The sequence below is a fragment of the Streptomyces sp. NPDC097617 genome (genome assembly GCF_044761485.1).
GTDB lineage: Bacteria > Actinomycetota > Actinomycetes > Streptomycetales > Streptomycetaceae > Streptomyces.
The window spans coordinates 100702-121534 of the sequence record NZ_JBIWCL010000010.1; the positions used below are offsets into that span (position 1 = coordinate 100702).

15 protein-coding genes and 1 pseudogene are annotated in these 20833 nt (G+C 72.4%); 10 read left to right on the forward strand and 6 right to left on the reverse strand.

Annotated elements, in window-relative coordinates; genetic code table 11:
* Positions 1-10 precede the first annotated feature (10 nt).
* Entirely contained in the window at positions 11-1405 is a 1395-nt protein-coding gene (locus tag ACIQZO_RS18415) for an MFS transporter (RefSeq protein ID WP_403627430.1), read from the reverse strand.
* A gap of 326 nt (positions 1406-1731) precedes the next feature.
* On the opposite strand from ACIQZO_RS18415, the gene ACIQZO_RS18420 reads away from it, so the two are divergent.
* Entirely contained in the window at positions 1732-3075 is a 1344-nt protein-coding gene (locus ACIQZO_RS18420) for a phytase (protein WP_403627209.1), read from the forward strand.
* Between the two features lie 84 nt (positions 3076-3159).
* On the forward strand, positions 3160-3999 hold the full coding sequence (locus tag ACIQZO_RS18425; RefSeq protein WP_403627211.1) for a PaaX family transcriptional regulator C-terminal domain-containing protein: 840 nt from the start codon (positions 3160-3162) through the stop codon (positions 3997-3999).
* Between the two features lie 6 nt (positions 4000-4005).
* Here the strand turns inward: ACIQZO_RS18425 and ACIQZO_RS18430 are convergent, their stop codons facing one another.
* Positions 4006-4182: a hypothetical protein gene (locus ACIQZO_RS18430; RefSeq protein ID WP_403627213.1), complete on the reverse strand. Its 177-nt coding sequence runs from the start codon at positions 4180-4182 to the stop codon at positions 4006-4008.
* A gap of 37 nt (positions 4183-4219) precedes the next feature.
* The gene (locus ACIQZO_RS18435) at positions 4220-5035 is read right to left on the reverse strand and encodes a hypothetical protein (protein ID WP_403627215.1); all 816 of its coding nucleotides are present in this window, start codon (positions 5033-5035) and stop codon (positions 4220-4222) included.
* A 117-nt stretch (positions 5036-5152) separates the two neighbouring features.
* Between ACIQZO_RS18435 and ACIQZO_RS18440 the strand changes: the two are divergent.
* The 3 genes and pseudogenes from ACIQZO_RS18440 to ACIQZO_RS18450 form a co-directional block, all read left to right on the forward strand.
* Positions 5153-5397 (forward strand): annotated as a pseudogene (locus tag ACIQZO_RS18440) (YjbQ family protein); the annotation flags it as partial.
* 126 nt (positions 5398-5523) lie between these two features.
* Positions 5524-5919, forward strand: coding sequence for a hypothetical protein (locus ACIQZO_RS18445; protein ID WP_403627216.1), 396 nt, complete (start codon positions 5524-5526; stop codon positions 5917-5919).
* 41 nt (positions 5920-5960) lie between these two features.
* Positions 5961-6302, forward strand: a complete 342-nt coding sequence (locus ACIQZO_RS18450; RefSeq protein WP_403627217.1) for a hypothetical protein — start codon at positions 5961-5963, stop codon at positions 6300-6302.
* Between the two features lie 122 nt (positions 6303-6424).
* Here ACIQZO_RS18450 and katG read toward each other — a convergent pair whose 3' ends face one another.
* Together katG and ACIQZO_RS18460 are read right to left on the reverse strand one after the other, a co-directional pair.
* Positions 6425-8656 (reverse strand): catalase/peroxidase HPI, encoded by a 2232-nt coding sequence (katG, locus tag ACIQZO_RS18455; RefSeq protein WP_403627219.1) that lies wholly within the window; start codon positions 8654-8656, stop codon positions 6425-6427.
* Complete coding sequence (locus ACIQZO_RS18460) at positions 8649-8831, reverse strand: hypothetical protein (protein WP_403627221.1); 183 nt, start codon at positions 8829-8831, stop codon at positions 8649-8651. The genes katG and ACIQZO_RS18460 overlap by 8 nt, the downstream gene beginning before the upstream one ends.
* A 259-nt stretch (positions 8832-9090) precedes the next feature.
* On the opposite strand from ACIQZO_RS18460, the gene ACIQZO_RS18465 reads away from it, so the two are divergent.
* The 3 genes from ACIQZO_RS18465 (at position 9091) to ACIQZO_RS18475 (ending at position 15175) form a co-directional block, all read left to right on the forward strand.
* Positions 9091-9501: a Fur family transcriptional regulator gene (locus ACIQZO_RS18465; RefSeq protein WP_403627223.1), complete on the forward strand. Its 411-nt coding sequence runs from the start codon at positions 9091-9093 to the stop codon at positions 9499-9501.
* A gap of 250 nt (positions 9502-9751) precedes the next feature.
* Positions 9752-13663, forward strand: coding sequence for a Pls/PosA family non-ribosomal peptide synthetase (locus ACIQZO_RS18470; protein WP_403627224.1), 3912 nt, complete (start codon positions 9752-9754; stop codon positions 13661-13663).
* Between the two features lie 96 nt (positions 13664-13759).
* Positions 13760-15175: a M1 family metallopeptidase gene (locus ACIQZO_RS18475; RefSeq protein WP_403627226.1), complete on the forward strand. Its 1416-nt coding sequence runs from the start codon at positions 13760-13762 to the stop codon at positions 15173-15175.
* A 64-nt stretch (positions 15176-15239) separates the two neighbouring features.
* On the opposite strand, the gene ACIQZO_RS18480 is transcribed toward ACIQZO_RS18475, so the two are convergent.
* On the reverse strand, positions 15240-16010 hold the full coding sequence (locus ACIQZO_RS18480) for a ricin-type beta-trefoil lectin domain protein (protein WP_403627228.1): 771 nt from the start codon (positions 16008-16010) through the stop codon (positions 15240-15242).
* Between the two features lie 141 nt (positions 16011-16151).
* On the opposite strand from ACIQZO_RS18480, the gene ACIQZO_RS18485 reads away from it, so the two are divergent.
* Positions 16152-17999, forward strand: coding sequence for a VanW family protein (locus ACIQZO_RS18485; protein WP_403627230.1), 1848 nt, complete (start codon positions 16152-16154; stop codon positions 17997-17999).
* A gap of 182 nt (positions 18000-18181) precedes the next feature.
* On the forward strand, positions 18182-20818 hold the full coding sequence (locus tag ACIQZO_RS18490; RefSeq protein ID WP_403627432.1) for a SpoIIE family protein phosphatase: 2637 nt from the start codon (positions 18182-18184) through the stop codon (positions 20816-20818).
* Positions 20819-20833 lie beyond the last annotated feature (15 nt).

Below are 20833 nucleotides of genomic sequence, written 5' to 3' on the forward strand. Positions count from 1 at the left end.
CCGGGACGGATCAGCGCGCGGCCTCGGCCGGAGCGACCGCCGACCGCCCCGGGTCGCCCTCGTCGCCGCCCCCACCGTCGGCCTCGGCCTCCGCGCGGCTGAGCGCGGCATTGCGGGTGTCCGGCATGAGGACGTAGGTCACGAGGGAGATCAGCGCGCACCCGGAGACGTACCAGAAGAACATGGTTTCGTGCCCACTGTTCTTGAACCACAGCGCCACGTACTCCGCCGTACCGCCGAAGAGCGCGTTGGCGATCGCGTACGGCAGCGCCACGCCGAGCGCGCGCACCCGCGTCGGGAAGAGCTCGGCCTTGACCGCCGCGTTGATCGAGGTGTAGCCGGTGACGGTGACCAGGGCCAGCAGGGACAGGCCGAGGGCGGACCAGTACGACGACGCCGATCCGAGGGCGGTCATGATCGGGTACGTGCCCACCGTGCAGCCCACCGCGAAGGTGATCAGCAGGGGCCGGCGGCCGATCCGGTCGGACAGCATGCCGGCGAAGGGCTGCAGTACGGCGAAGAGGGTCAGCGCGGTGAAGCTGACGAGCGTGGCGGTGGTCTTCTCCATACCCGCGCTGCCGATGAGGTACTTGGTGAGGTAGGTGGTGTAGGTGTAGTAGGCCACGGTGCCGCCGAGGGTGAGCGCCATGACCAGACCGGCCTGACGGCGGTACTGCCACAGGACCTTGATGGTGCCGCGCGTGCTGTCGTCGTGGGCGTCCCCGCCGGCTTCCGGCGACTGCGCCTCCTCCTTGAACGCGTCGGTCTCCTGGAGCCGTCGCCGCAGCCAGAAGACGACCACCGCGAACAATGCCCCCAGGACGAACGGCAGGCGCCAGCCCCAGCTCTCCAACTGGGCGGTGGTCAGGGTGTGCTGGAGCGTGATGAGGATGCCCAGACCGAGCAGCTGGCCGCAGGTCATGGACACGTACTGGAAGGACGAGCCCAGGCCGCGCCGGTTGCGTGCGGATACCTCGGTCAGATAGGTGGCGCTGGCCGCGTACTCGCCGCCGATGCTCATTCCCTGGAGCAGCCGCGCGAGCAGCAGCACCAGGGCGCCGAAGTAGCCGGCCTGGCCGTAGGTCGGGGCGACGGCGATCAGCAGGGCGGCCACCGACATCATGGTGACGGTGAGGGTGAGGGCGCTCTTGCGTCCGTGGCGGTCGGCGGCGCGGCCCAGGATCCAGCCGCCGACGGGGCGCATCAGGAAGCCGACGGCGAAGATCCCCGCCGTGTTCATCAGCTGCGTGGTCGGGTTGTCGCCGGGGAAGAAGGAGTCGGCGAAGTAGATCGCGAAGCTGGCGTAGACGAACCAGTCGTACCACTCGACCAGATTGCCGAGCGAGCCGCCGACCAGGGCGAGTCGGCGCTTCCTGCGCTCGTCCGCGGGTGGCGACGCGGGCATGACGGCGGACGAGGACATGGCGGCTCCAGAGGGAAGTCCCTGACGGGGGACGGGAGAACTGCCCCGGCGCTCGGGGAGTGTCCAGAGCATGGGGCGGGCGTTGTACCCGGACAAGGTCCGCCACGCAGATCTAACGTTCCGCTAAGGAAGCGCCCGGGAAGGCCCCGGGGCCGCCGGATTTCACCACGCAGTCATGTGCACGTCATTCTCGCTCCATGGTTGTCACCCGAACGTGGCCCACGGTGGGGTCGGCCCGTCGCAGGGCTCCGGACGACCCCGGTCACCCCGCGGCCGGCCGGACCTCGTACCCCTCAGCAGGAGGCAAGATGCGCGTGATCCCGAGCAGGCGGACCCCGACCGTGGCCGCGGCGGCCATGGTGGTCCTGGGTGTGATCGCCGTACCGGCGCACGCCCAGGGAGACCGGGACGCCTCGGCCTCGCCCTCGCTGCCCCGGGTGTCGGCCTCCGTCGAGACGCCCTCGCTCTTCGACGACGAGGCCGGTGGCAACGCGAACGCCGACGACCCGGCGATCTGGCGCAACGCGAAGGACCCCGACCGCAGCCTGGTGATCGCCACCGCCAAGGAGGGCGGCCTGCGCGTGTACGACCTCGACGGCCGCCAGGTGCAGTCGCTGCCGGCGCCCGCGTCGCCGAGGGAGGGCGACATGCCCGGACGCTTCAACAACGTCGACCTCATCACCGGACTCCGCTTCCCCGACGGCCGGCACGACGTGGCCGTCGTCTCAGACCGCGGCCGCGACCAGCTGCGCATCTACCGGATCGACCCGAAGCGGCCCACGGCCCCGCTCGTCGACGTCACCGATGAGGCGGCCGCGCCGCGGGTCTTCTCCACCGGCCAGGACGAGGTCAACGAACAGCGGACCGCCTACGGCCTGGCCGTCTATACCGACCGCCGCAGCGGCCGCTCCTACGCGGTCGCCAGCCGGCGCCACGCCACCACCCTGGCCCTGGCCGAACTCCTCCCCGACGCCCGGGGGAAGGTCGGCTACCGTACCGTCCGCACCACCTCGCTGCCCGCCTCCTTCACTCTGCCGAACGGCAAGAGCTGGACGCCGTGCGGCGAACCGGGCGAGGAGCCCCAGATCGAGGGCATGGTCGTCGACCCCGACACCGGTGACCTCTACGCCGGTCAGGAGGACATCGGCATCTGGAAGCTCGACGCCGACCTGCGTTCCCCCGCCCGCCTCATCGAGAAGGTCCGCTCCTTCGGCGTCCCCGGCACCTGGAACCCCGAGACCGAGGAGTGCGACGCGGGCGCGGACCCCGGCTTCGGCGGCCGCCACATCTCCGCGGACGTGGAGGGCCTGACCATCTGGCGCGACCCCCGCCAGCCCGGCCGCCGCGGCTACCTGCTCGCCTCCAGCCAGGGGGACGACACCTTCGCCGTCTTCGACCGCGAGCACGGGAACGCGTACGTCCGCGGCTTCCGCATCGGTGACGGCGGCCCCGGTTCGCCGGACGGCTCGCAGGAGTGCGACGGTGCCGCCGTGACGACCGCGCCTCTGGGCAAGAAGTTCCCGAACGGCCTGCTCGTCGTCCAGGACGGCCACAACACCCCCGCCACCACCGGATCCGACGGGGAGGCCCGTACGGACACCGACTTCAAGTTCGTGGACCTGGGCCGACTGAAGCGGGCCGCCCGCCTCTGACCCCGCCGCCGGGGACCGTGACCTGGGCGGCGCCGCGTTCGCCCAGGTCGGTAGGATCGCCACCGCATACGACGGAAGGCGATCATGGCGGACAGTCCCCTCAGGCCCAGCTCGTTGATCAACACGGTCTACGGGGCGTTCCTGCGACGCCTCGGCGGCTGGATCTCCGTCGCCGACCTGGTCACGCTGATGTCCGAGCTGGACGTGGACGGCCCGGCGGCCCGCTCGGCGATCTCCCGGCTCAAGAAGAAGGGCGTCCTCGAACCGGAGCGCCGGGGCGCCACCGGCTACCGGCTCAGCCAGGCCGCGGGACCCGTCTTCGACGAGGGCGACCGGCGCATCTTCGGCAGCCTCGAACCGGCGCGGCTGAGCGACGGCTGGGCCATGGCCGTCTTCTCCGTGCCGGAGTCCGAGCGCTCCTACCGCTACCAGCTGCGCACCCGGCTGACCTGGCTGGGCTTCGGGAACATCGCCCCGGGTGTGTGGCTGGCCCCCGGCCGCCTCCTCGGTGACGCCCGGGACATGCTCGTCCGGCTCGGACTCAGCGAGTACGTGCACCTGTTCGCCGCCGAGTACGCCGCTTTCAGCGACCTGCCCGGCACGGTCAGCTCCTGGTGGGACTTCCCGGCGATCGAGGAGCAGTACGCCGGGTTCACCGAGACCTACGGCCCCGTCGCCGCGGGACTGACCGGGCAGCCCGCCATCGACGGCGCCGAGGCCTTCCGCCACTACGTCCCCATGCTCACGCAGTGGCGCCGCCTGCCCTACCTCGACCCCGGACTGCCCGCCGAACTGCTCCCCGCCGACTGGAACGCGGTCGCCGCGCGGCAGATCTTCCAGCAACTGAACGATGTCCTCGCCCCGCCCGCCCTGCGCCACGTGCAGCAGGTCACCGGCCTGGCCGAGGAGCCGCCGAAGCCGTAGGCCGCGCTACCGGGCCGTCGGGCGGCGCAGACGCCGCCAGTGGCCGGCGAGGTCGTCGACGCGTGCGGTGACCGAGTCCAGGCTCATCGTGGTCCGGGAAGCGCGTTCGTAGCGGGCCCGGTTCGCCAGGGACCCGCCGTTGGGGTCTCCGGTACGGATGAAGGAGATCCAGCACGCGTGCACGGCTGCGGCGAGACCGTCGCGGATCCGCCGCTCTGGCTCACCCGCCGCCGGTAGCGGTGTCGCGCAGGGCCAGGGCGAGGTGGCGGGAGGTGTCGCGCGTACGGCGCGGTACGCGACCCCCGCCTTCGACGAGCCGGGTGGCCCCGCCCATGGCCCGCAGTGCCCGTACGGACCCCACGGCGGGCACGGCGTCCACCAGGGCGGCCATGGCCGTGTCGACCTCGCGCCAGTCACCCGCCCGGGCCTGCACCCGGGCGAGTTCGGCGGCGAACAGCACCCGGTAGGCGGGGCCGCCGTCACCGCCGGCGCGCGCCGCGTCGTGGAGGAGGGCGGCGGACGCGTCGAGGTCCCCCAGCGCGGCCCGCGCCAGGCCGTGGTGGCCGTCCAGTTCGTGCCGGTCGAACCACCAGGCCCAGGCCGGGTCCTGGTCCGTTGGCCGGTCGGCGAGCAGTTCGGCGGCGGTCCGCAGGGCGCGCGTGGCCCGCGGCGCGTTCCCCATGCGGGCCAGGGCGCGCCCGGCGCGCACGTGGAAGATCGCCGCGACGCGGCCGGGAAGCCCGTCGCGGGCCAGCACGGAGGAGGCGATCCGCAAGGATGTCAGGGGCCGCCTCAGGTGCTCCTCCTGCATGGCCAACACTGCCAGGACGAGCGGTTCCAGGGTGGGAGCTCCGCCCTCCCGGGCCAGTCCCAGAGCCCGCAGGTGGAGCCGCCGGGAGACACCGTGCCGCTCGGCGTCGAAGGCGATCCAGGCGGCGACCTGGAACAACTCGGCCCGCGCGGCCCGTTCCCCACCGTCCTGCGGCAGCGTCCGGGCGTCGCCGACCGTCCGCACCGCCTCCAGTGCCGCTCCCACCGCCCACCGCGCCCCGGCCGCCACATCGAGCCCGACGAGCTCCCGCGCCAGGGCCCTGATCTCCGCCTCCGTCAGCTCTCCGCCTCCGTCAGCACGCGCCCCCCTGTGATCATCGTAGGCAGTGACGACGACCTCCTGAAGGCCCTGGAGTCCCTCCTGCCGGCCGACGACGCTGGCGGCACCGGCACGGGTCGCCCGGGCACGGGCGGGACCACGTACTGCCCGCGATCGTCCCGCCCCACGCGACGCTGCCGGTGGTCGACGGAGTGCTGGAGCTCGGAACCTGGCAGTCCGTCACCCTCGTGGACACCAACCGGGACAACCCGCGGCGTCGGGTCCGGCTGTCCTTCCTCGGCTGCTGACCCTCGCTGCGGGTCACAGGGGTGAACACGTATCAATCATGACAGGTCAGAGGCGGTTTTCGTAGGACCAAGGGCACAGTGAATTGCCCTTGTTCAGACCCCTGTGCGGCTTTCAGAATCACCGTCATGACCTTCTCAGCGCACGCCACCCACGACGCGGTACTCCGAGCCCGAGTCGCCCTCCTCGGATCGCAGATCCTGCCGATCCGCCACGAGGTCGCCGCCTACCGTGTGCTCGCCCAGGTGAGCCCGCTGGCGTATCTGCCGCTGCTGACCGCCGCGTTGTACGAGTACAGCCGCCAGGACTTCGCCCACCTGCCCGAGACCGCACTGGCCCTGCGGGCCGAGGCGGTCGCGGCCGCGCGCCGCATGTACGCCATGGAGCCGACGAGGGAAACCCTGCTGATCGGCGCGCTGAACCGCTACCGGCAGCAGTTGGAGCTCATGGGGCGGGAGGAGGAACTCGGCGCGGTGGACCGGGAGATGGCCCTCGTGGCATCCGGTCGACAGGGCCCCGTCTAGGGTGGTGGCCCGGATCGCCTTCCCTTCCCCAGGAGTTATCGGTGGCGCGCTCGCTCGACGGCCTCGTCTTCGTCCCGGTGGCCGACCAGGCGCCCGGCCAGGTCGGTCGGCGGACCCGGTTCGAGTACCACGAGCGGGACGGCCGAATCTGGGCCGAGTACCGGGGCGGGGACGTGGTCAGGGGGCATCTCGTCGGCACCCGGGTCGATGACACGCTCGACTTCCGCTACGTGCAGCTCCGCCTCGACGGCACGACCGCGTCCGGGCACTGCACCTCGGTCCTGAGGGAACTCGCGGACGGCCGCCTGCGCCTGGAGGAGAGCTGGACGTGGGAGTCCCAGGAGGGCAGGGGCACCAGCAGGGTCGAGCAGCTGCCCGGCTGAAAGGGCGCCAGGACTCTTCCCGGCGCCCTGCGGACAGCAGTCCAGGCAGGCCGGTTCGGGCCGGCCTGCCTGGACATCACATCACCTCACCTCACGTCTCGTAAGGTCACGTCACGTCAGGATCAGGTGAGGTCGAACCGGTCGAGGTCCATGACCTTGTCCCAGGCCGCGACGAAGTCCTTCACGAACTTCTCCTTCGCGTCGTCGCTCGCGTAGACCTCGGCGAGCGCGCGCAGTTCCGAGTTCGAGCCGAAGACGAGGTCGGCCCGGCTGCCGGTCCACTTGACCCGGCCCGTGGCCGCGTCGCGTCCCTCGAACGCGTTCGCGTCCCCGGACGTCGCCGTCCACGTCGTGCCCAGATCGAGCAGGTTGACGAAGAAGTCGTTGGTGAGGGACCCGGGGGTCGTGGTGAGGACGCCGAGCGGCGTCTGCTGGTGGTTCGCGCCCAGGACGCGCAGGCCACCGACCAGGACCGTCATCTCGGGGGCGCTCAAAGTCAGCAGGTTCGCCCGGTCGAGCAGCAGGTACTCGGCCGGCAGCCGGTTGCCCTTCCCGAGGTAGTTGCGGAAACCGTCGGCGGCCGGCTCCAGGGCCGCGAACGACTCCACGTCCGTCTGCTCCTGCGTCGCGTCCGCGCGGCCCGGGGTGAAGGGGACCTGGACGACGAACCCGGCGTCCTCGGCACCCTGTTCGACGGCGGCCGCACCGGCCAGCACGATCAGGTCGGCGAGCGAGATCCGCTTGCCGCCGCTCTGGGCGGAGTTGAAGGACTCCTGGATCCCGGTCAGGGTGCGCAGTACCCCGGCCAGCTGGTCGGGCTCGTTGACCTCCCACCCGCTCTGCGGCTGGAGGCGGATGCGTCCGCCGTTGGCACCGCCGCGCTTGTCGCTGCCGCGGAAGGACGAGGCCGAGGCCCACGCGGCGGAGACGAGCTGGGACACCGACAGGTCCGAGTCGAGGACCTGCCGCTTGAGAGCGGCGACGTCAGCGGCGTCGACGAGCTCGTGCGTCACCGCGGGGACCGGGTCCTGCCACAGCAGCGTCTCGGACGGTACCTCCGGGCCGAGGTAGCGCACGATCGGGCCCATGTCACGGTGGGTCAGCTTGAACCAGGCACGCGCGAAGGCGTCGGCGAATTCGGCGGGGTTCGCCAGGAAGCGCCGCGAGATCTGCTCGTAGGCCGGGTCGATCCGCAGGGACAGGTCGGTCGTGAGCATCGTCGGGGCGTGGGTCTTCGACGCGTCGTGGGCATCGGGCACGGTGCCCGCGCCGGCGCCGTCCTTCGGCCGCCACTGGTGCGCCCCGGCGGGGCTCTTGAACAGCTCCCACTCGTAGCCGAAAAGGATCTCGAAGAAGCTGTTGTCCCAGGTGGTCGGGGTGTTGGTCCAGATGCCCTCAAGACCGCTGGTGATCGCGTCGCCACCCTTGCCGGTCCCGAAGGAGTTGCTCCAGCCCAGACCCTGCGCCTCCAGCGGGGCGGCCTCGGGGTCGGCGCCGACGCTCTCCGCCGGCCCCGCGCCATGGGTCTTGCCGAAGGTGTGGCCGCCCGCGATCAGGGCCACCGTCTCCTCGTCGTTCATCGCCATCCGGCGGAACGTCTCACGGATGTCGCGGGCCGCGGCGATCGGGTCGGGGGTGCCGTTCGGGCCCTCCGGGTTGACGTAGATGAGGCCCATCTGGACGGCGCCGAGGGGGTTCTCCAGCTCGCGGTCGCCGGAGTAGCGCTCGTCGTCGAGCCACGTGGTCTCGGGGCCCCAGTAGACGTCCTCGTCGGGCTCCCAGACGTCCGGACGGCCGCCGCCGAAGCCGAAGGTATCGAAGCCCATCGCCTCGAGGGCCACATTGCCGGTGAGGACCATGAGGTCGGCCCACGAGAGGCTCTTGCCGTACTTCTTCTTCACCGGCCACAGCAGCCGGCGGGCCTTGTCGAGGTTGCCGTTGTCCGGCCAGCTGTTGAGCGGGGCGAATCGCTGCTGGCCGGCTCCCGCGCCGCCGCGGCCGTCGCTGATCCGGTAGGTGCCGGCGCTGTGCCAGGCCATCCGGATCATGAAGGGGCCGTAGTGGCCGAAGTCGGCGGGCCACCAGTCCTGCGAGGTGGTCAGCACCTGCGCGATGTCCCGCTTCACGGCGGGGAGGTCGAGGGTCTGGAACGCCGCGGCGTAGTCGAACTCCTCGCCGAGCGGATTGGCCACAGCGGGGTTCTTGGCCAGGATCTTCAGATTGAGCCGTTCGGGCCACCACTGGCGGTTTCCACCGCCCTGAGTCGGGTGCGGGGCGCGCCCGTGGGCGACGGGACAGCCCCCCGCGCCCTCCGACTTGGAGTCCGTGACGATTGCATCATGGTTCTCAGACATGGGAATCCTTCCGTACCAGGCGGATCACGGTGTTCAGGAACTGAATGCGGCTGAATGCGATGGAGCAGCCGGGGCGCAGGGCCCCACGTGCAAGGGCTCGGCCTCGTCGATCGCCCCCGTCGATCGCCACGAGGTCGAGGGTCACGAGGCCGAGGGTCACGAGGTCGAGGGTCACCGTCCTGGACGGTTGCGAGCAGGGGGACGCCGGCGGCCGGTGTGCGCGTGTCTGCACCGCGCGGCTGCCTGGTGGTGGTCGGTCACGTCCTCGTCACCTGCCGCTCTGGGGTCGTCCTGTCTCTTGGCTATCTACGAATCCGATCCTACGATGGACAGAGTCCAAGTCAAGAAGGACACCAGGTCCACATTCGATCGGATCCCGGATGTCCGTCGACATACTTCGGGGCACCCCGTCGAACCTGAAATGGTGGGCCGATATGAGTGACCTGCTGGAGCGTTTGCGCGGTCGTGGCTGGCGGATGACGTCGCAGCGGCGGGTGGTCGCGGAGGTACTCGACGGCGACCACGTGCACCTCACGGCGGACGAGGTGCACGCCCGCGCGGTGCAGCGGCTGCCGGAGATCTCCCGGGCGACCGTCTACAACGCACTGGGCGAGCTGGTCGCCCTCGGCGAGGTCGCGGAGGTCACCACCGACGGCCGGGCGAAGCGCTACGACCCCAACGCGCACCACCCGCACCAGCACCTGGTGTGCTCCGCCTGCGGTGTCATCCGCGACGTCCACCCGACCGGCGACCCGCTGACCGGCCTCCCGGTGGGCGAGCGCTTCGGCTTCACGGTGTCCGGGGTCGAGGTCACCTACCGCGGCGTGTGCCCGGACTGCGCGTAACCCAGGGCCCCGCCGAAGCTGTCGAAGCCGCGCCGCCCCCGGTCGCCGGGACGGCCCGCGACCGCCCGTGACGGCCCCGCGATCCGCGGCCTCATTACCGTCCTTTCCCAGCCACGCGCAAGGCTTCAACAAGAAAACCCTTGATGGCGCACTAGACTGGTGGGTTGTTTGGCGCTGAGCCGGAACAACCTGGGCAGACCCGGGCTCCGCCGGCGACCCGGACCTTGCCGGGAACGAGACGTGAGGGCCGATGGCAGTCACACCTGAGCGCAGTGAACTCACTCTGCTCGACGACGGGGAGATGCAGGAGGAGCCGGGCAAGTACGCCCGCTTCACCGCCGGGCCGGCCGCCCCCACCCGCACCCTCGTCGACATCTTCGAGGCCACCGTACGGGAGTACCCCGAAGAGCTCGCCCTCGACGACGGCACCACCCGATTGACCTACCGCGCGCTGGCCACCGAGGTCGAGCGCCGGCGGCGGGCCCTCGCGGACGCCGGAGTGGGCCTCGGCGACCGGGTCGGCGTACGCGTGCCGTCCGGGACCAACGAGCTGTACGTCGCCATCCTCGCCGTGCTCGCCGCGGGCGCCGCCTACGTACCGGTGGATGCCGAGGACCCGGACGAGCGCGCCGACCTGGTCTTCGGCGAGGCCGGGGTGCGGGCGGTGCTCGGCGGCGGACAGCGCATCCTCTCCGGCCTGGCCGCGGAGCCCGGTGCCCGCGCGGCCGCCTCGCGGCCCGGCCCCGAGCACGACGCGTGGATCATCTTCACCTCCGGCTCGACCGGCAGGCCCAAGGGCGTCGCCGTCAGCCACCGCAGCGCCGCCGCCTTCGTGGACGCCGAGGCCGCGCTGTTCCTCGCCGAGGAGCCGATCGGCCCCGGCGACCGCGTCATGGCCGGACTGTCCGTCGCCTTCGACGCCTCCTGCGAGGAGATGTGGCTGGCCTGGCGCTACGGCGCCTGCCTCGTGCCCGTCCCCCGCTCCCAGGTGCGCAGCGGCGCCGACCTCGGCCCCTGGCTCGTGGACCAGGAGATCACCGTGGTCTCCACCGTGCCGACCCTGGCCGCGCTCTGGGAGCCCGAAGCGCTCAACGAGGTCCGGCTGCTGATCTTCGGCGGCGAGGCCTGCCCACCCGAGCTCACCCAGCGCCTGGTCACCGAGGGACGCGAGGTCTGGAACACCTACGGCCCCACCGAGGCCACCGTCGTCGCCTGCGCCGCCCTGCTGACCGGCGCGGAGCCGATCCGGATCGGCCTCCCGCTGAACGGCTGGGAACTGGCCGTCGTCGACGAGTCCGGGGAACCGGTGCCCATGGGCGGCAGCGGCCAGCTCGTGATCGGCGGCGTGGGCCTCGCCCGCTACCTCGACCCCGACAAGGACGCCGAGAAGTACGCCCCGCTCGAATCCCTCGGCTGGCAGCGCGCCTACCGCAGCGGCGACCTCGTACGCGCCGAACCGGAAGGCCTGATCTTCCTCGGCCGCGCCGACGAGCAGATCAAGCTCGGCGGCCGCCGGATCGAGCTGGGCGAGGTGGACGCGGCGCTGCAGGCCCTGCCCGGCGTCGCGGGCGCGGCCGCCGCCGTACGCACCGCACGCAGCGGCAACCAGCTGCTCGTCGGCTACCTCGTCACCCAGGACGGCTGGGACCACGCGGCCGCGGTGACCCGGCTGCGCGCCGAGCTGCCCGCCGCCCTCGTGCCCCTGCTCGCGCCCGTCGACGAGCTGCCCACCCGCACCTCCGGCAAGGTCGACCGGGCCGCACTGCCCTGGCCGCTGCCCGACCTGGAGACCTCAGGCCCCAGCGAGCAGCTCTACGGGACCGAGGCCTGGCTCGCCGAGCAGTGGAGCGAGACCCTCGGCGTGAGCGTCACCAGCGCCGCCGACGACTTCTTCGCGATCGGCGGCGGCAGCCTCGCCGCGGCCCAGCTCACCACCCGGCTGCGCACCCGCTACCCGAGCGCCGCCGTCCTCGACATCTACCAGCAGCCCACCCTGCGCAAGCTGGCCCGGCACCTGGAGAAGTCCGCGCAGGGCGACGGCGCGGCCCGGACCGTCGCACCCGTTCCGCTGCGCTCCCAGGTGGTGCAGTCGCTGCTGCTGCTCCCGCTGTTCACTCTGGCGGGCCTGCGCTGGACGGTCGCCGTGCTGGCCCTGGGCAACGTACTGCACTGGTTCGGGCCCTTCCCGTGGGCGCCGAGCGCCTCGTGGTGGCTCGTCGCCGCCGGTGCGCTGCTGCTGTTCAGCCCGCCGGGCCGGCTCGCGATCGCGGCCGGCGGCGCACGCCTCCTGCTCCGGGGCGTGCGGGCCGGACGCCACCCGCGCGGCGGCAGCGTGCACCTGCGGCTGTGGACGGCCGAGCGACTGGCCGAGTGCGTCGGCGCCACCTCCCTCACCGGGTCCTGGCTGGAACGCTACGGGCGGGCCCTCGGCGCCAAGATCGGCCCCGAGGTCGACCTGCACTCCCTGCCCCCGGTCACCGGTATGCTCAAACTCGGCCGCGGCTGCGCCGTCGAGTCCGAGGTGGACCTCACGGGCCACTGGCTGGACGGGGACCACCTGGAGATCGGCGCGATCAAGGTCGGCGCGGGCGCGGTGGTCGGCACCCGCAGCATCCTCTTCCCCGGCGCGCGGGTCGGAAAGCGGGCCGAAGTGGCCCCCGGCTCCGCCGTGGTCGGACAGATCCCCACCGGCCAGCGCTGGGCCGGCGCACCCGCAGGCAAGCTCGGCAAGGCCAAGCGCAACTGGCCCAAGGAACGCCCGCCGCGCGGCCTCCCCTGGCGGGCGGCGTACGGGGCGGCCGGCTTCGGCCTCACGGCCCTTCCCGTGCTCGCCGCCGTGCCCGCCCTGCTCGTGGTGAGCCGGTTCGTGCCCGCCGACGCCGGACTCGCCGAAGCCCTGCGCGGAGCGCTGCTCGCCGTGGTGCCCGGGGCGCTCGCCTTCGGATTCGCCTACGCGGCCCTCCTGCTGGTCTCCGTACGCCTGCTCAGCCTCGGGCTGCGGACCGGAACCCATCCGACGCACAGCAGGGTCGGCTGGCAGGCGTGGACCGTCACCCAGCTGATGGACCTGTCCCGCGAGACGCTCTTCCCGCTGTACGCCGGGCTCATCACGCCCGTGTGGCTGCGGCTGCTCGGTATGAAGATCGGCCGCGGCGCCGAGGTGTCCACCGTGCTCGCGCTGCCGAGCCTGACCACCGTCGGCGAGGGCGCCTTCCTCGCCGACGACACCCTGACCGCCCCCTATGAGCTGGGTGGCGGCTGGGTCCGGATCGGACACTCCGAGATCGGCCGGCGTGCCTTCCTCGGCAACTCCGGCATGACCGCCCCGGGCCGGAGCGTGCCGGACGACGGGCTGGTCGGCGTCCTGTCCGCCACTCCGAAGAAGGCCAAGAAGGGCAGCTCCTACCTGGGACTTCCGCCGGTCAGGCTGCCCCGGTCCACCGCGGACGCCGACCAGAGCCGGACCTACGAGCCGCCCGCCCGGCTGCTGTGGGCACGCGGCCTGGTCGAGCTGTGCCGGATCCTCCCCGTCTTCTGCTCGGCGGCCCTGGCCGTGCTCACCGTGGCGGCGCTCTGCGCGCTGATCACCCGGAGCGGCCTGGGCATCTGGGGCGCCGCGTTGCTCTCCGGAGCGGTCCTGCTCGCCGCCGGACTCGCCGCCTGCGCGGTCGCGGTGAGCGCCAAATGGCTGCTCGTCGGCCGGCACCGTACGGGCGAGCACCCGCTGTGGAGCGGCTTCGTCTGGCGCAACGAGCTGGCCGACACCTTCGTCGAGGTGCTGGCCGTGCCCTGGCTGGCCGGATCCGTGCCCGGTACTCCGGTGCTGGCCCTGTGGCTGCGCGCGCTCGGGGGCCGGATCGGCCGGGGAGTGTGGTGCGAGAGCTACTGGCTGCCCGAGACGGACCTGGTGGTGCTGGGCGACGGGGTCAGCGTGAACCGCGGCTGTGTGTTGCAGACACACCTCTTCCACGACCGGATCTTGAGGACGGATACTGTGGTGCTCCGTGAGGGCGCCACCCTGGGCCCGGGCGGAATCGTCCTGCCCGGGAGCACGGTGGGGGCCCGCAGCACCCTGGGCCCCGCCTCCCTCGTGATGGCCGGGGAAACCGTCCCCGCCGACACTCGCTGGCTGGGCAATCCGATCGAGGCGTGGCGGTCCTGACCGGACCGTCCGCGCCGCGGCCGGCAACAGCGGGAGCACCGGAACACCGGTACACCAGCACGTCGTACGAGCACAGCGCAGGGAGCGGAAGCGGCAGTGAGCGGCCAGAAAACAGAGCCATCGGACCCGTACTTCCCGGCGAATGGCGATTCCCGCTACCGAGCGCACCGGTATGAGCTCGCTCTGGACTACCGCCCCGGCCCCAACCGGCTCGCCGGGACGGCCCGGATCAGCGCGATCGCCGGGCGGGCTCCGCTCACCGAGTTCCACCTGAACCTGGCCGAGTTCAAAATAGGCCGGATCCTGGTGAACGGCCGAGCCCCGCACTACACCCACCGCGGCGGCAAACTCCGTATCCGGCCCGCCAAGCCGCTGTCCGGCGGGTCCGCCTTCACGGTGGAGGTGCACTGGGCGGGCAACCCCAAGCCCGTGCGCAGCCCGTGGGGCGGCCTCGGCTGGGAGGAGCTGACCGACGGAGCCCTGGTCGCCAGCCAGCCCGTCGGCGCGCCGTCCTGGTACCCCTGCAACGACCGGCCGGCGGACAAGGCCTCGTACCAGATCTCGGTCAACACACCGTCCCCCTACACGGTCGTGGCCGGCGGCCGGCTGCTCACCCGCACGACGAAAGCCAGCACGACGACCTGGGTCTACGAGCAGTCCGCCCCGACCTCCAGCTACCTGGTCGGGCTGTCCATCGGCATGTACCAGACGGTGCTCCTCGGCGACCCCGGGCTCGGGGGAGTCACGCAGAGCGCCCACGTACCGGCGCACCTGCTGCCGCGGTTCTCCCGCGACTTCGCCCGGCAGCCCGCCATGATGAGGCTGTTCGAGGAACTCTTCGGGCCGTACCCCTTCGGCGAGTACGCGGTGGTCGTCGCCGACGAGGAGCTGGATGTGCCCGTGGAGGCCCAGGGGCTGTCCACCTTCGGGGCCAACCACGTGGACGGCGTACGGGGCTCGGAGCGCCTCATCGCCCACGAGCTCGCGCACCAGTGGTTCGGCAACAGCGTGACCATCGCCGACTGGCGGCACATCTGGCTGAACGAGGGCTTCGCGAAGTACGCCGAATGGCTCTGGTCGGAGCGCTCCGGCGGCCGCACCGCGCACGAGCTCGCGACCGGCGCGCACCGGCTGCTGGCCGCGCAGCCGCAGGACCTGCGGCTGGCCGACCCCGGCCGCAAGCTGATGTTCGATGACCGCCTGTACCAGCGCGGGGGCCTTGCGGTGCACGCGATCCGCTGCGCGCTCGGCGACAGCGCGTTCTTCCGGATGCTGCGGGACTGGCCCACGGTCCACCGCCACGCCGTGGTGTCCACGACCGGCTTCACCCACCACGTGGCCCGCTACGCGTCCGAGCCGCTGGATGACCTGTTCGCGGCCTGGCTGCACGAGCCGGCGCTCCCGCCGCTGCCGGTGCCGTCACCGGGAACGGGGCCGTCGATACCGGCGAGGCCCGGATACCCGCCGACGAACGGCGGGCCCAAGGGCGGCCGCGGCAAGGCGCCGGCGTAGGTACGGGGGCGGCGGGGTGCGCCGGACGAGGGGGGAGCCGGCCCGGCCCTGACGCGGCCGTGCCTCAGCTCTGCCTCGTCCAGCGCTGTGAGGCCTCCCCGCCGCAGGACTTGGTCACCAGGCCGCTGCTCATGCCCAGGTCGAGGCAGCCCCCGTTGTAGTCGTTGCGGAGGCTGCCGCCCGACCCCGTGCGCCACACGCGGGCGGTGTCCTGGGAGCAGTCGCCGACGAAGACCGCCTGGCCCAGCATGTTGGCGTACAGGCAGCTGCCGCTCTGCTGGTTGACGAGCTTGAAGCTGCCGTCCGACCTGCCCTGCACGGTCCACCGGGAGCTCGCGTCCGCGCAGTCGCCGAAGTCCGAGGAACCGAAGACCTGCGTGATGCACTTGCTGTTGTTGCCGTTGCGGAAGCGGAAGGTACCGGAGGCGGGAGGCGCCGGAGGTGCCGGGGTGGTGGGGGCCGCGGACGTCCCGCCGCTCGATGGGCGGGTACCGCCGGCGCCGCCCGCGTTCGCCGGGTTGCCGGAGTTCCCGGCGCTGCCCGCGCCGGGCTGCGCCCCGCCGCCGGGGGCCGGGCCGGACCCGGGGCCGGTTCCGCCTGCCGCGGCCGCGGCCGCGGCGCCGTCCGTAGCGCCCTGTGCCGGGCCCTGGGCGGGCGGCTGTGCGGGGGACGCCCCCGAGGGGCTGCCGCCCCCTGCCGCCGGCGCCGTCGGGTCGACCGGGGCGGTGACCGGGGTCGACGGGGTGCTACCGGAGCCGGCCTGCGGCGTGGAGGTGTACTGCTCCTTCTGCTGCCCCGCGGACCCGACGGTACGGACGGTAAGCGGAAGATGCACGGGCAGTGAGATTCGTGATAACTATTACATTCATCCCCAAATCGGACGCGTGGCAAGGATCATTACTTCCCGTAATTGTCGTATATGGCTGCCATTGCGGCCCGCGTCGCCCGGGAGACCGGTCGGCGCCACGGGAGAGATATGGGACGCGTGCGCAGCTGGGTGGGCAACCGACGGATCGCTCTGCCCGTGGTGGCCGGCGGGGCCGTCGTGCTGGGTCTGGGCGGCCTCTACGGAACCGCCTTCGCGGTCGGTGGCGACATTGCCCAGGGCACGCGGGTCCTGGGCGTGGACATCGGCGGCATGAGCCGCGCCGAGGCCCGCCAGGCACTGACCCGCGAGCTCGGGCCCACCGCCGCGGCGCCGATCGCGATGAAGATCGGCGACCGGGTGGAGAAGGCCGATCCCGCCGCGCTCGGGCTCTCGCTCGACACCGAAGCGACCCTCGACCGCGCCGTACGGACCGGGTACGGCCCGGCCACCGTCATCGGCGGCCTCTTCACCTCCGCCGACCGGGACCTGGCGCCCGTGATCCGCATGAACGAGCAGACCGCCCGGGCCGCGGTCGACCGCCTCGGCAGGACCACCGGGCAGCAGGTCCGTGACGGCGTGATCGCGTTCGAGAAGGGGGCGGCGAAGGCGGTCGCGCCGCTCGCCGGCGTCGACCTCGTCGAGGAGGGGGCCCTCGGCACTCTCCGCGAGGCCTATCTGCGGCCCGCCGCCGGCCCAGTCGTCCTGCCGGTGACGCGCACCGAGCCGCGGGTCGGCGCCGAGGAGACCGGACGGGCCATGCGCCAGTTCGCCGAGCCCGCCATGTCCGCGCCCGTCGAGCTCACGGTCGCCGGGAAGCGCATGTCCATAGCCCCGGCCGTCCTCGGTGAGCACCTGAAGATGCGAGCCGACGGAAAGGGCCGCCTCGTGCCCGCCCTCGACTCCAAGAGCCTGCTCGCCGATCCCGCGGTGGCGCGGCCGATCGACGAGGTCACCCACCCGCCGCGCGACGCCGCGCCCCGCCTCGGGGCGGACGGCCGAGTGGTGATCGCGGACCTGGGCCGTGAGGGAGTACAGGTCACCCAGGAGGCGCTCGGCCGAGCCGTGCTGGCGCTGCTGACCCGCACGGGCGCGGCCCGCAGCGGTGAGGTCGCCACCACGGCCGTCGAGCCGGACTTCACCAGCGACAAGGCGCGGCGCCTCGGCATCAAGGAGAAGGTCTCCTCCTTCACCGTGGACTTCCCGGCCGCCCCGTACCGCACCACCAACATCGGCCGCGCCGTGGAGCTCATCAACGGCTCCGTCGTCATGCCCGGCGAGGAGTGGAGCTTCAACCGCACCGTGGGTGAGCGCACGCCCGAGAACGGCTTCGTCGACGGCATCATGATCAATGACGGCCAGTACGTGAAGTCGCCCGGCGGCGGTGTGTCGGCGGTCGCCACGACCATGTACAACGCGATGTTCTTCGCGGGCCTGAGGCCCGTCGAGCACGGCGCGCACTCCTTCTACATCGAGCGCTACCCCGAGGGCCGGGAGGCGACCGTCGCCTGGGGCACCCTCGACCTGCGCTGGATCAACGACTCCGGTCACCCGCTCTACGTCCAGGCCCAGTCCACCGACACCTCGCTGACGATCTCCCTCCTCGGTACGAAGAAGTACGACGAGATACGCGCGACCAAGGGGCCGCGCACCGAGATCACGCCGCCCGGCAAGCGCACGGGCAGCGGCGAGACGTGCGAGGTCCAGACCCCGCTGGAGGGCTTCGACGTCACCGTCGGGCGGGTCTTCGTCCAAGGGGGCAAGGAAGTCCGGCGCGAGGACTTCAAGACCCACTACACGCCCCGCGACGAGGTCACCTGCACCCCGGAGGGAGCTGTGGAAGGCACCCCGGAGGCGACTGCGGGCGCCACTCCCGGCGCCACACCGCAGCCCGCACCGAATCCGTCCGGCACGCCCGCGAACGGCGTCCAGACGGCGGCCGAGCGCCACGCCGACTGATGCCATCGAGGGACCAGGCGTGACAATCCGGGCGCGTATCGTGCACGCCGGGCGCCATGGGCGCCCGGAAGTGCTACAACTGGGTTCGTGACCATTCCTCGCCACCCGTGCCGGGCACGTCGGTGCGGTCACTGCTAGGCAACCGGAAGAAGAGCGTCGCCGGACAGGTATTCGTCCTCCAGGTGGCGATCGTGGTGTTGCTCGCGGCCGGGGCCCTGCTGGCTCTGGTCCTCCAGTCGAAGCACGACACCGAGCGCGAGGCGCGCAACCGGTCGGTATCCGTCGCCCAGACCTTCGCCCACTCCCTGGGCCTCCAGGACACCCTGAAGACGTCCGACCCGTCCGCGGTCCTCCAACCCCTCGCAGAGACCACGCGCAAAGCCGCCGGGGTGGACTTCGTCGTGGTGATGGACACCAAGGGCATCCGCTACAGCCATCCCCAGCCCGATCGCATCGGGAAACGGTTCGTCGGCACCATCGAGCCGTCGCTGGCCGGCCAGGTCCACACCGAGAGCGTCGACGGCCCCCTCGGCAAGGAGATCCAGGCGGTGGTGCCGGTCACGGCGCCCGACGGCAAGGTCGTCGCCCTGGTATCGGCCGGCCTCACGGTCAAGAACGTCTCCGGCGTCGTCGACCGCCAGCTCCCGGTCATCCTCCTGGCCATCGCCACCGGCCTGGCCCTGGCCACCGTGGGCACGGCGCTGATCAGCAGACGCCTGCGCCGCCAGACCCACGGGCTCGGCACGCAGGAGATGACCCGCATGTACGAGCACCACGACGCGGTGCTCCACGCCGTCCGCGAGGGGGTGCTGATCACCGACGGAGAAGGACGGCTGCTGCTCGCGAACGACGAGGCCAAACGCCTCCTCGGGCTGCCGGAGGACGCCGACGGCCGCGACATCGCGGCCGTACCGGGCCTGGACCGCCGGATGGCTGACCTGCTCCTCTCCGGCCGGGAGGCCACCGACGAGGTCCTGGAGACCGGGGACCGGCTGCTCGTCGTCAACCAGCGGCCCACCCACCCCGGCGGCCGACCGGAGGGCGCCGCCGTCACCATCCGCGACTCCACCGAGATGCAGGTCCTGACCGCCCGGGCGGACACCGCCCGCAGGCGCCTCAAACTGCTCTACGACGCGGGCGGCGACATCGGCACCAGCCTCGACGTGGTGCGCACGGCCGAGGAGCTCGCCGCCGTGGCCGTCCCCCGGTTCGCGGACTTCGTCACCGTCGACCTCGCCGACCAGGTCATCGACGGGGAGGAGCCCCGCGCGGGGTCCGACATGCGGCGCACCGCGGTCAGCGGCATCCGCACCGACCACCCCCTGTACCCCGTCGGCCGGCTGATCGACTTCCTGCCGTCCACCCCCCAGGCCCGCGGCTACGGCACCGGCCGCGCCGAGCTGGTCCCCGACCTGGCCGAGGCTCCGGGCTGGCAGGCCCAGGACCCGCCGCGCGCCCGCGCCATCCTCGACTACGGGATCCACTCGCTCATCGCGGCCCCGTTGATGGCCCGGGGCGTCGTACTCGGCGTGGTCAACTTCTGGCGTTCGGAGAAGCAGGAGCCCTTCGACGACGACGAGCTGTCGCTGGCCGAGGAACTCGTCGCCCGCGCGGCCGTCAGCATGGACAACGCCCGCCGCTACACCCGGGAGCACGCACTCGCCGTGACCCTCCAGCGCAGCCTGCTGCCGCGCGCCCTGCCCGAGCAGAGCGCCATGGACGTGGCGCACTTCTACCTGCCCGCGCAGTCCGGGGTCGGCGGCGACTGGTTCGACGTGATCCCGCTGGCGGGCTCCCGCGTCGCTCTGGTCGTCGGGGACGTCGTCGGGCACGGTCTGCACGCCGCCGCCACCATGGGGCGGCTCCGCACGGCCGTCCACAACTTCTCCTCCCTCGACCTGCCGCCCGACGAGATCCTGGCCCGCCTGGACGACCTCGTACAGCGCATCGACCACGACGGCGAGGGCGACGAGGTGAACGGCGGCGTACTGGGCGCGACCTGCCTGTACGCGATCTACGACCCGGTGTCCCAGCGCTGCACGATGGCCCGCGCCGGCCACCTGCCCCCGCTCGTCGTCGCCCCGGACGGCACCACGGAGATCGTCGAGCTGCCGGCCGGACCCCCGCTGGGGCTGGGCGGCATGCCCTTCGAGACCGCGGAGCTGGACCTCGCCGAAGGCAGCCAGCTCGTCCTCTACACGGACGGGCTGATCGAGGAGCGGACCCGGGACATCAGCGAGGGGCTGGAACTGCTGAGGGTGGCGCTCAGCCACCCGGACCGGGACCCGCACGAGAGCTGCCGGGCGGTGCTCGACATGCTCCTGCCGCCCCGCCCCACCGACGACGTGGCCCTGCTGATCGCACGGACCCGGACGCTGGGTCCCGACCGGGTCGCGCAGTGGGACGTACCGTTCCGGCCGAGCGCGGTCGGCGGCATGCGCAATGCCGCGGCCAAGAAGCTCGACGAGTGGGGCCTCGGCGACCTCGGGTTCGCCACGGAACTGATCCTCAGCGAGCTGATCACCAACGCCCTGCGGCACGGCAGCGAGCCCGTCCGGGTACGCCTGCTCCACGACCACAACCTGACCTGTGAGGTGTGGGACGGCAGCAGCACCGCCCCCCACCTGCGCTACGCCGCCACCACGGACGAAGGCGGCCGCGGCCTCTTCCTGGTCGCGCAGCTCAGCGAGCACTGGGGCACCCGCTACACGCCCGAGGGCAAGGTCATCTGGGCGGAACTGGCCCTGCCCGGGGCCACCGGGGCCGTCGGCGACACCGAGGCGACGTTCGCGGCCTTCCTGGACGTGGACCCCCTCTGACCCGAGGGGCCAAGG

Coding starts and splice junctions, on each gene's coding strand:
- ACIQZO_RS18425 (WP_403627211.1), top strand. CDS start 3,160: ATGGCGGACAGTCCCCTCAGGCCCAGCTCGTTGATCAACACGGTCTAC.
- ACIQZO_RS18420 (WP_403627209.1), top strand. CDS start 1,732: ATGCGCGTGATCCCGAGCAGGCGGACCCCGACCGTGGCCGCGGCGGCC.
- ACIQZO_RS18415 (WP_403627430.1), bottom strand. CDS start 1,405: ATGCCCGCGTCGCCACCCGCGGACGAGCGCAGGAAGCGCCGACTCGCC.
- ACIQZO_RS18485 (WP_403627230.1), top strand. CDS start 16,152: ATGGGACGCGTGCGCAGCTGGGTGGGCAACCGACGGATCGCTCTGCCC.
- ACIQZO_RS18465 (WP_403627223.1), top strand. CDS start 9,091: ATGAGTGACCTGCTGGAGCGTTTGCGCGGTCGTGGCTGGCGGATGACG.
- ACIQZO_RS18470 (WP_403627224.1), top strand. CDS start 9,752: ATGGCAGTCACACCTGAGCGCAGTGAACTCACTCTGCTCGACGACGGG.
- katG (WP_403627219.1), bottom strand. CDS start 8,656: ATGTCTGAGAACCATGATGCAATCGTCACGGACTCCAAGTCGGAGGGC.
- ACIQZO_RS18445 (WP_403627216.1), top strand. CDS start 5,524: ATGACCTTCTCAGCGCACGCCACCCACGACGCGGTACTCCGAGCCCGA.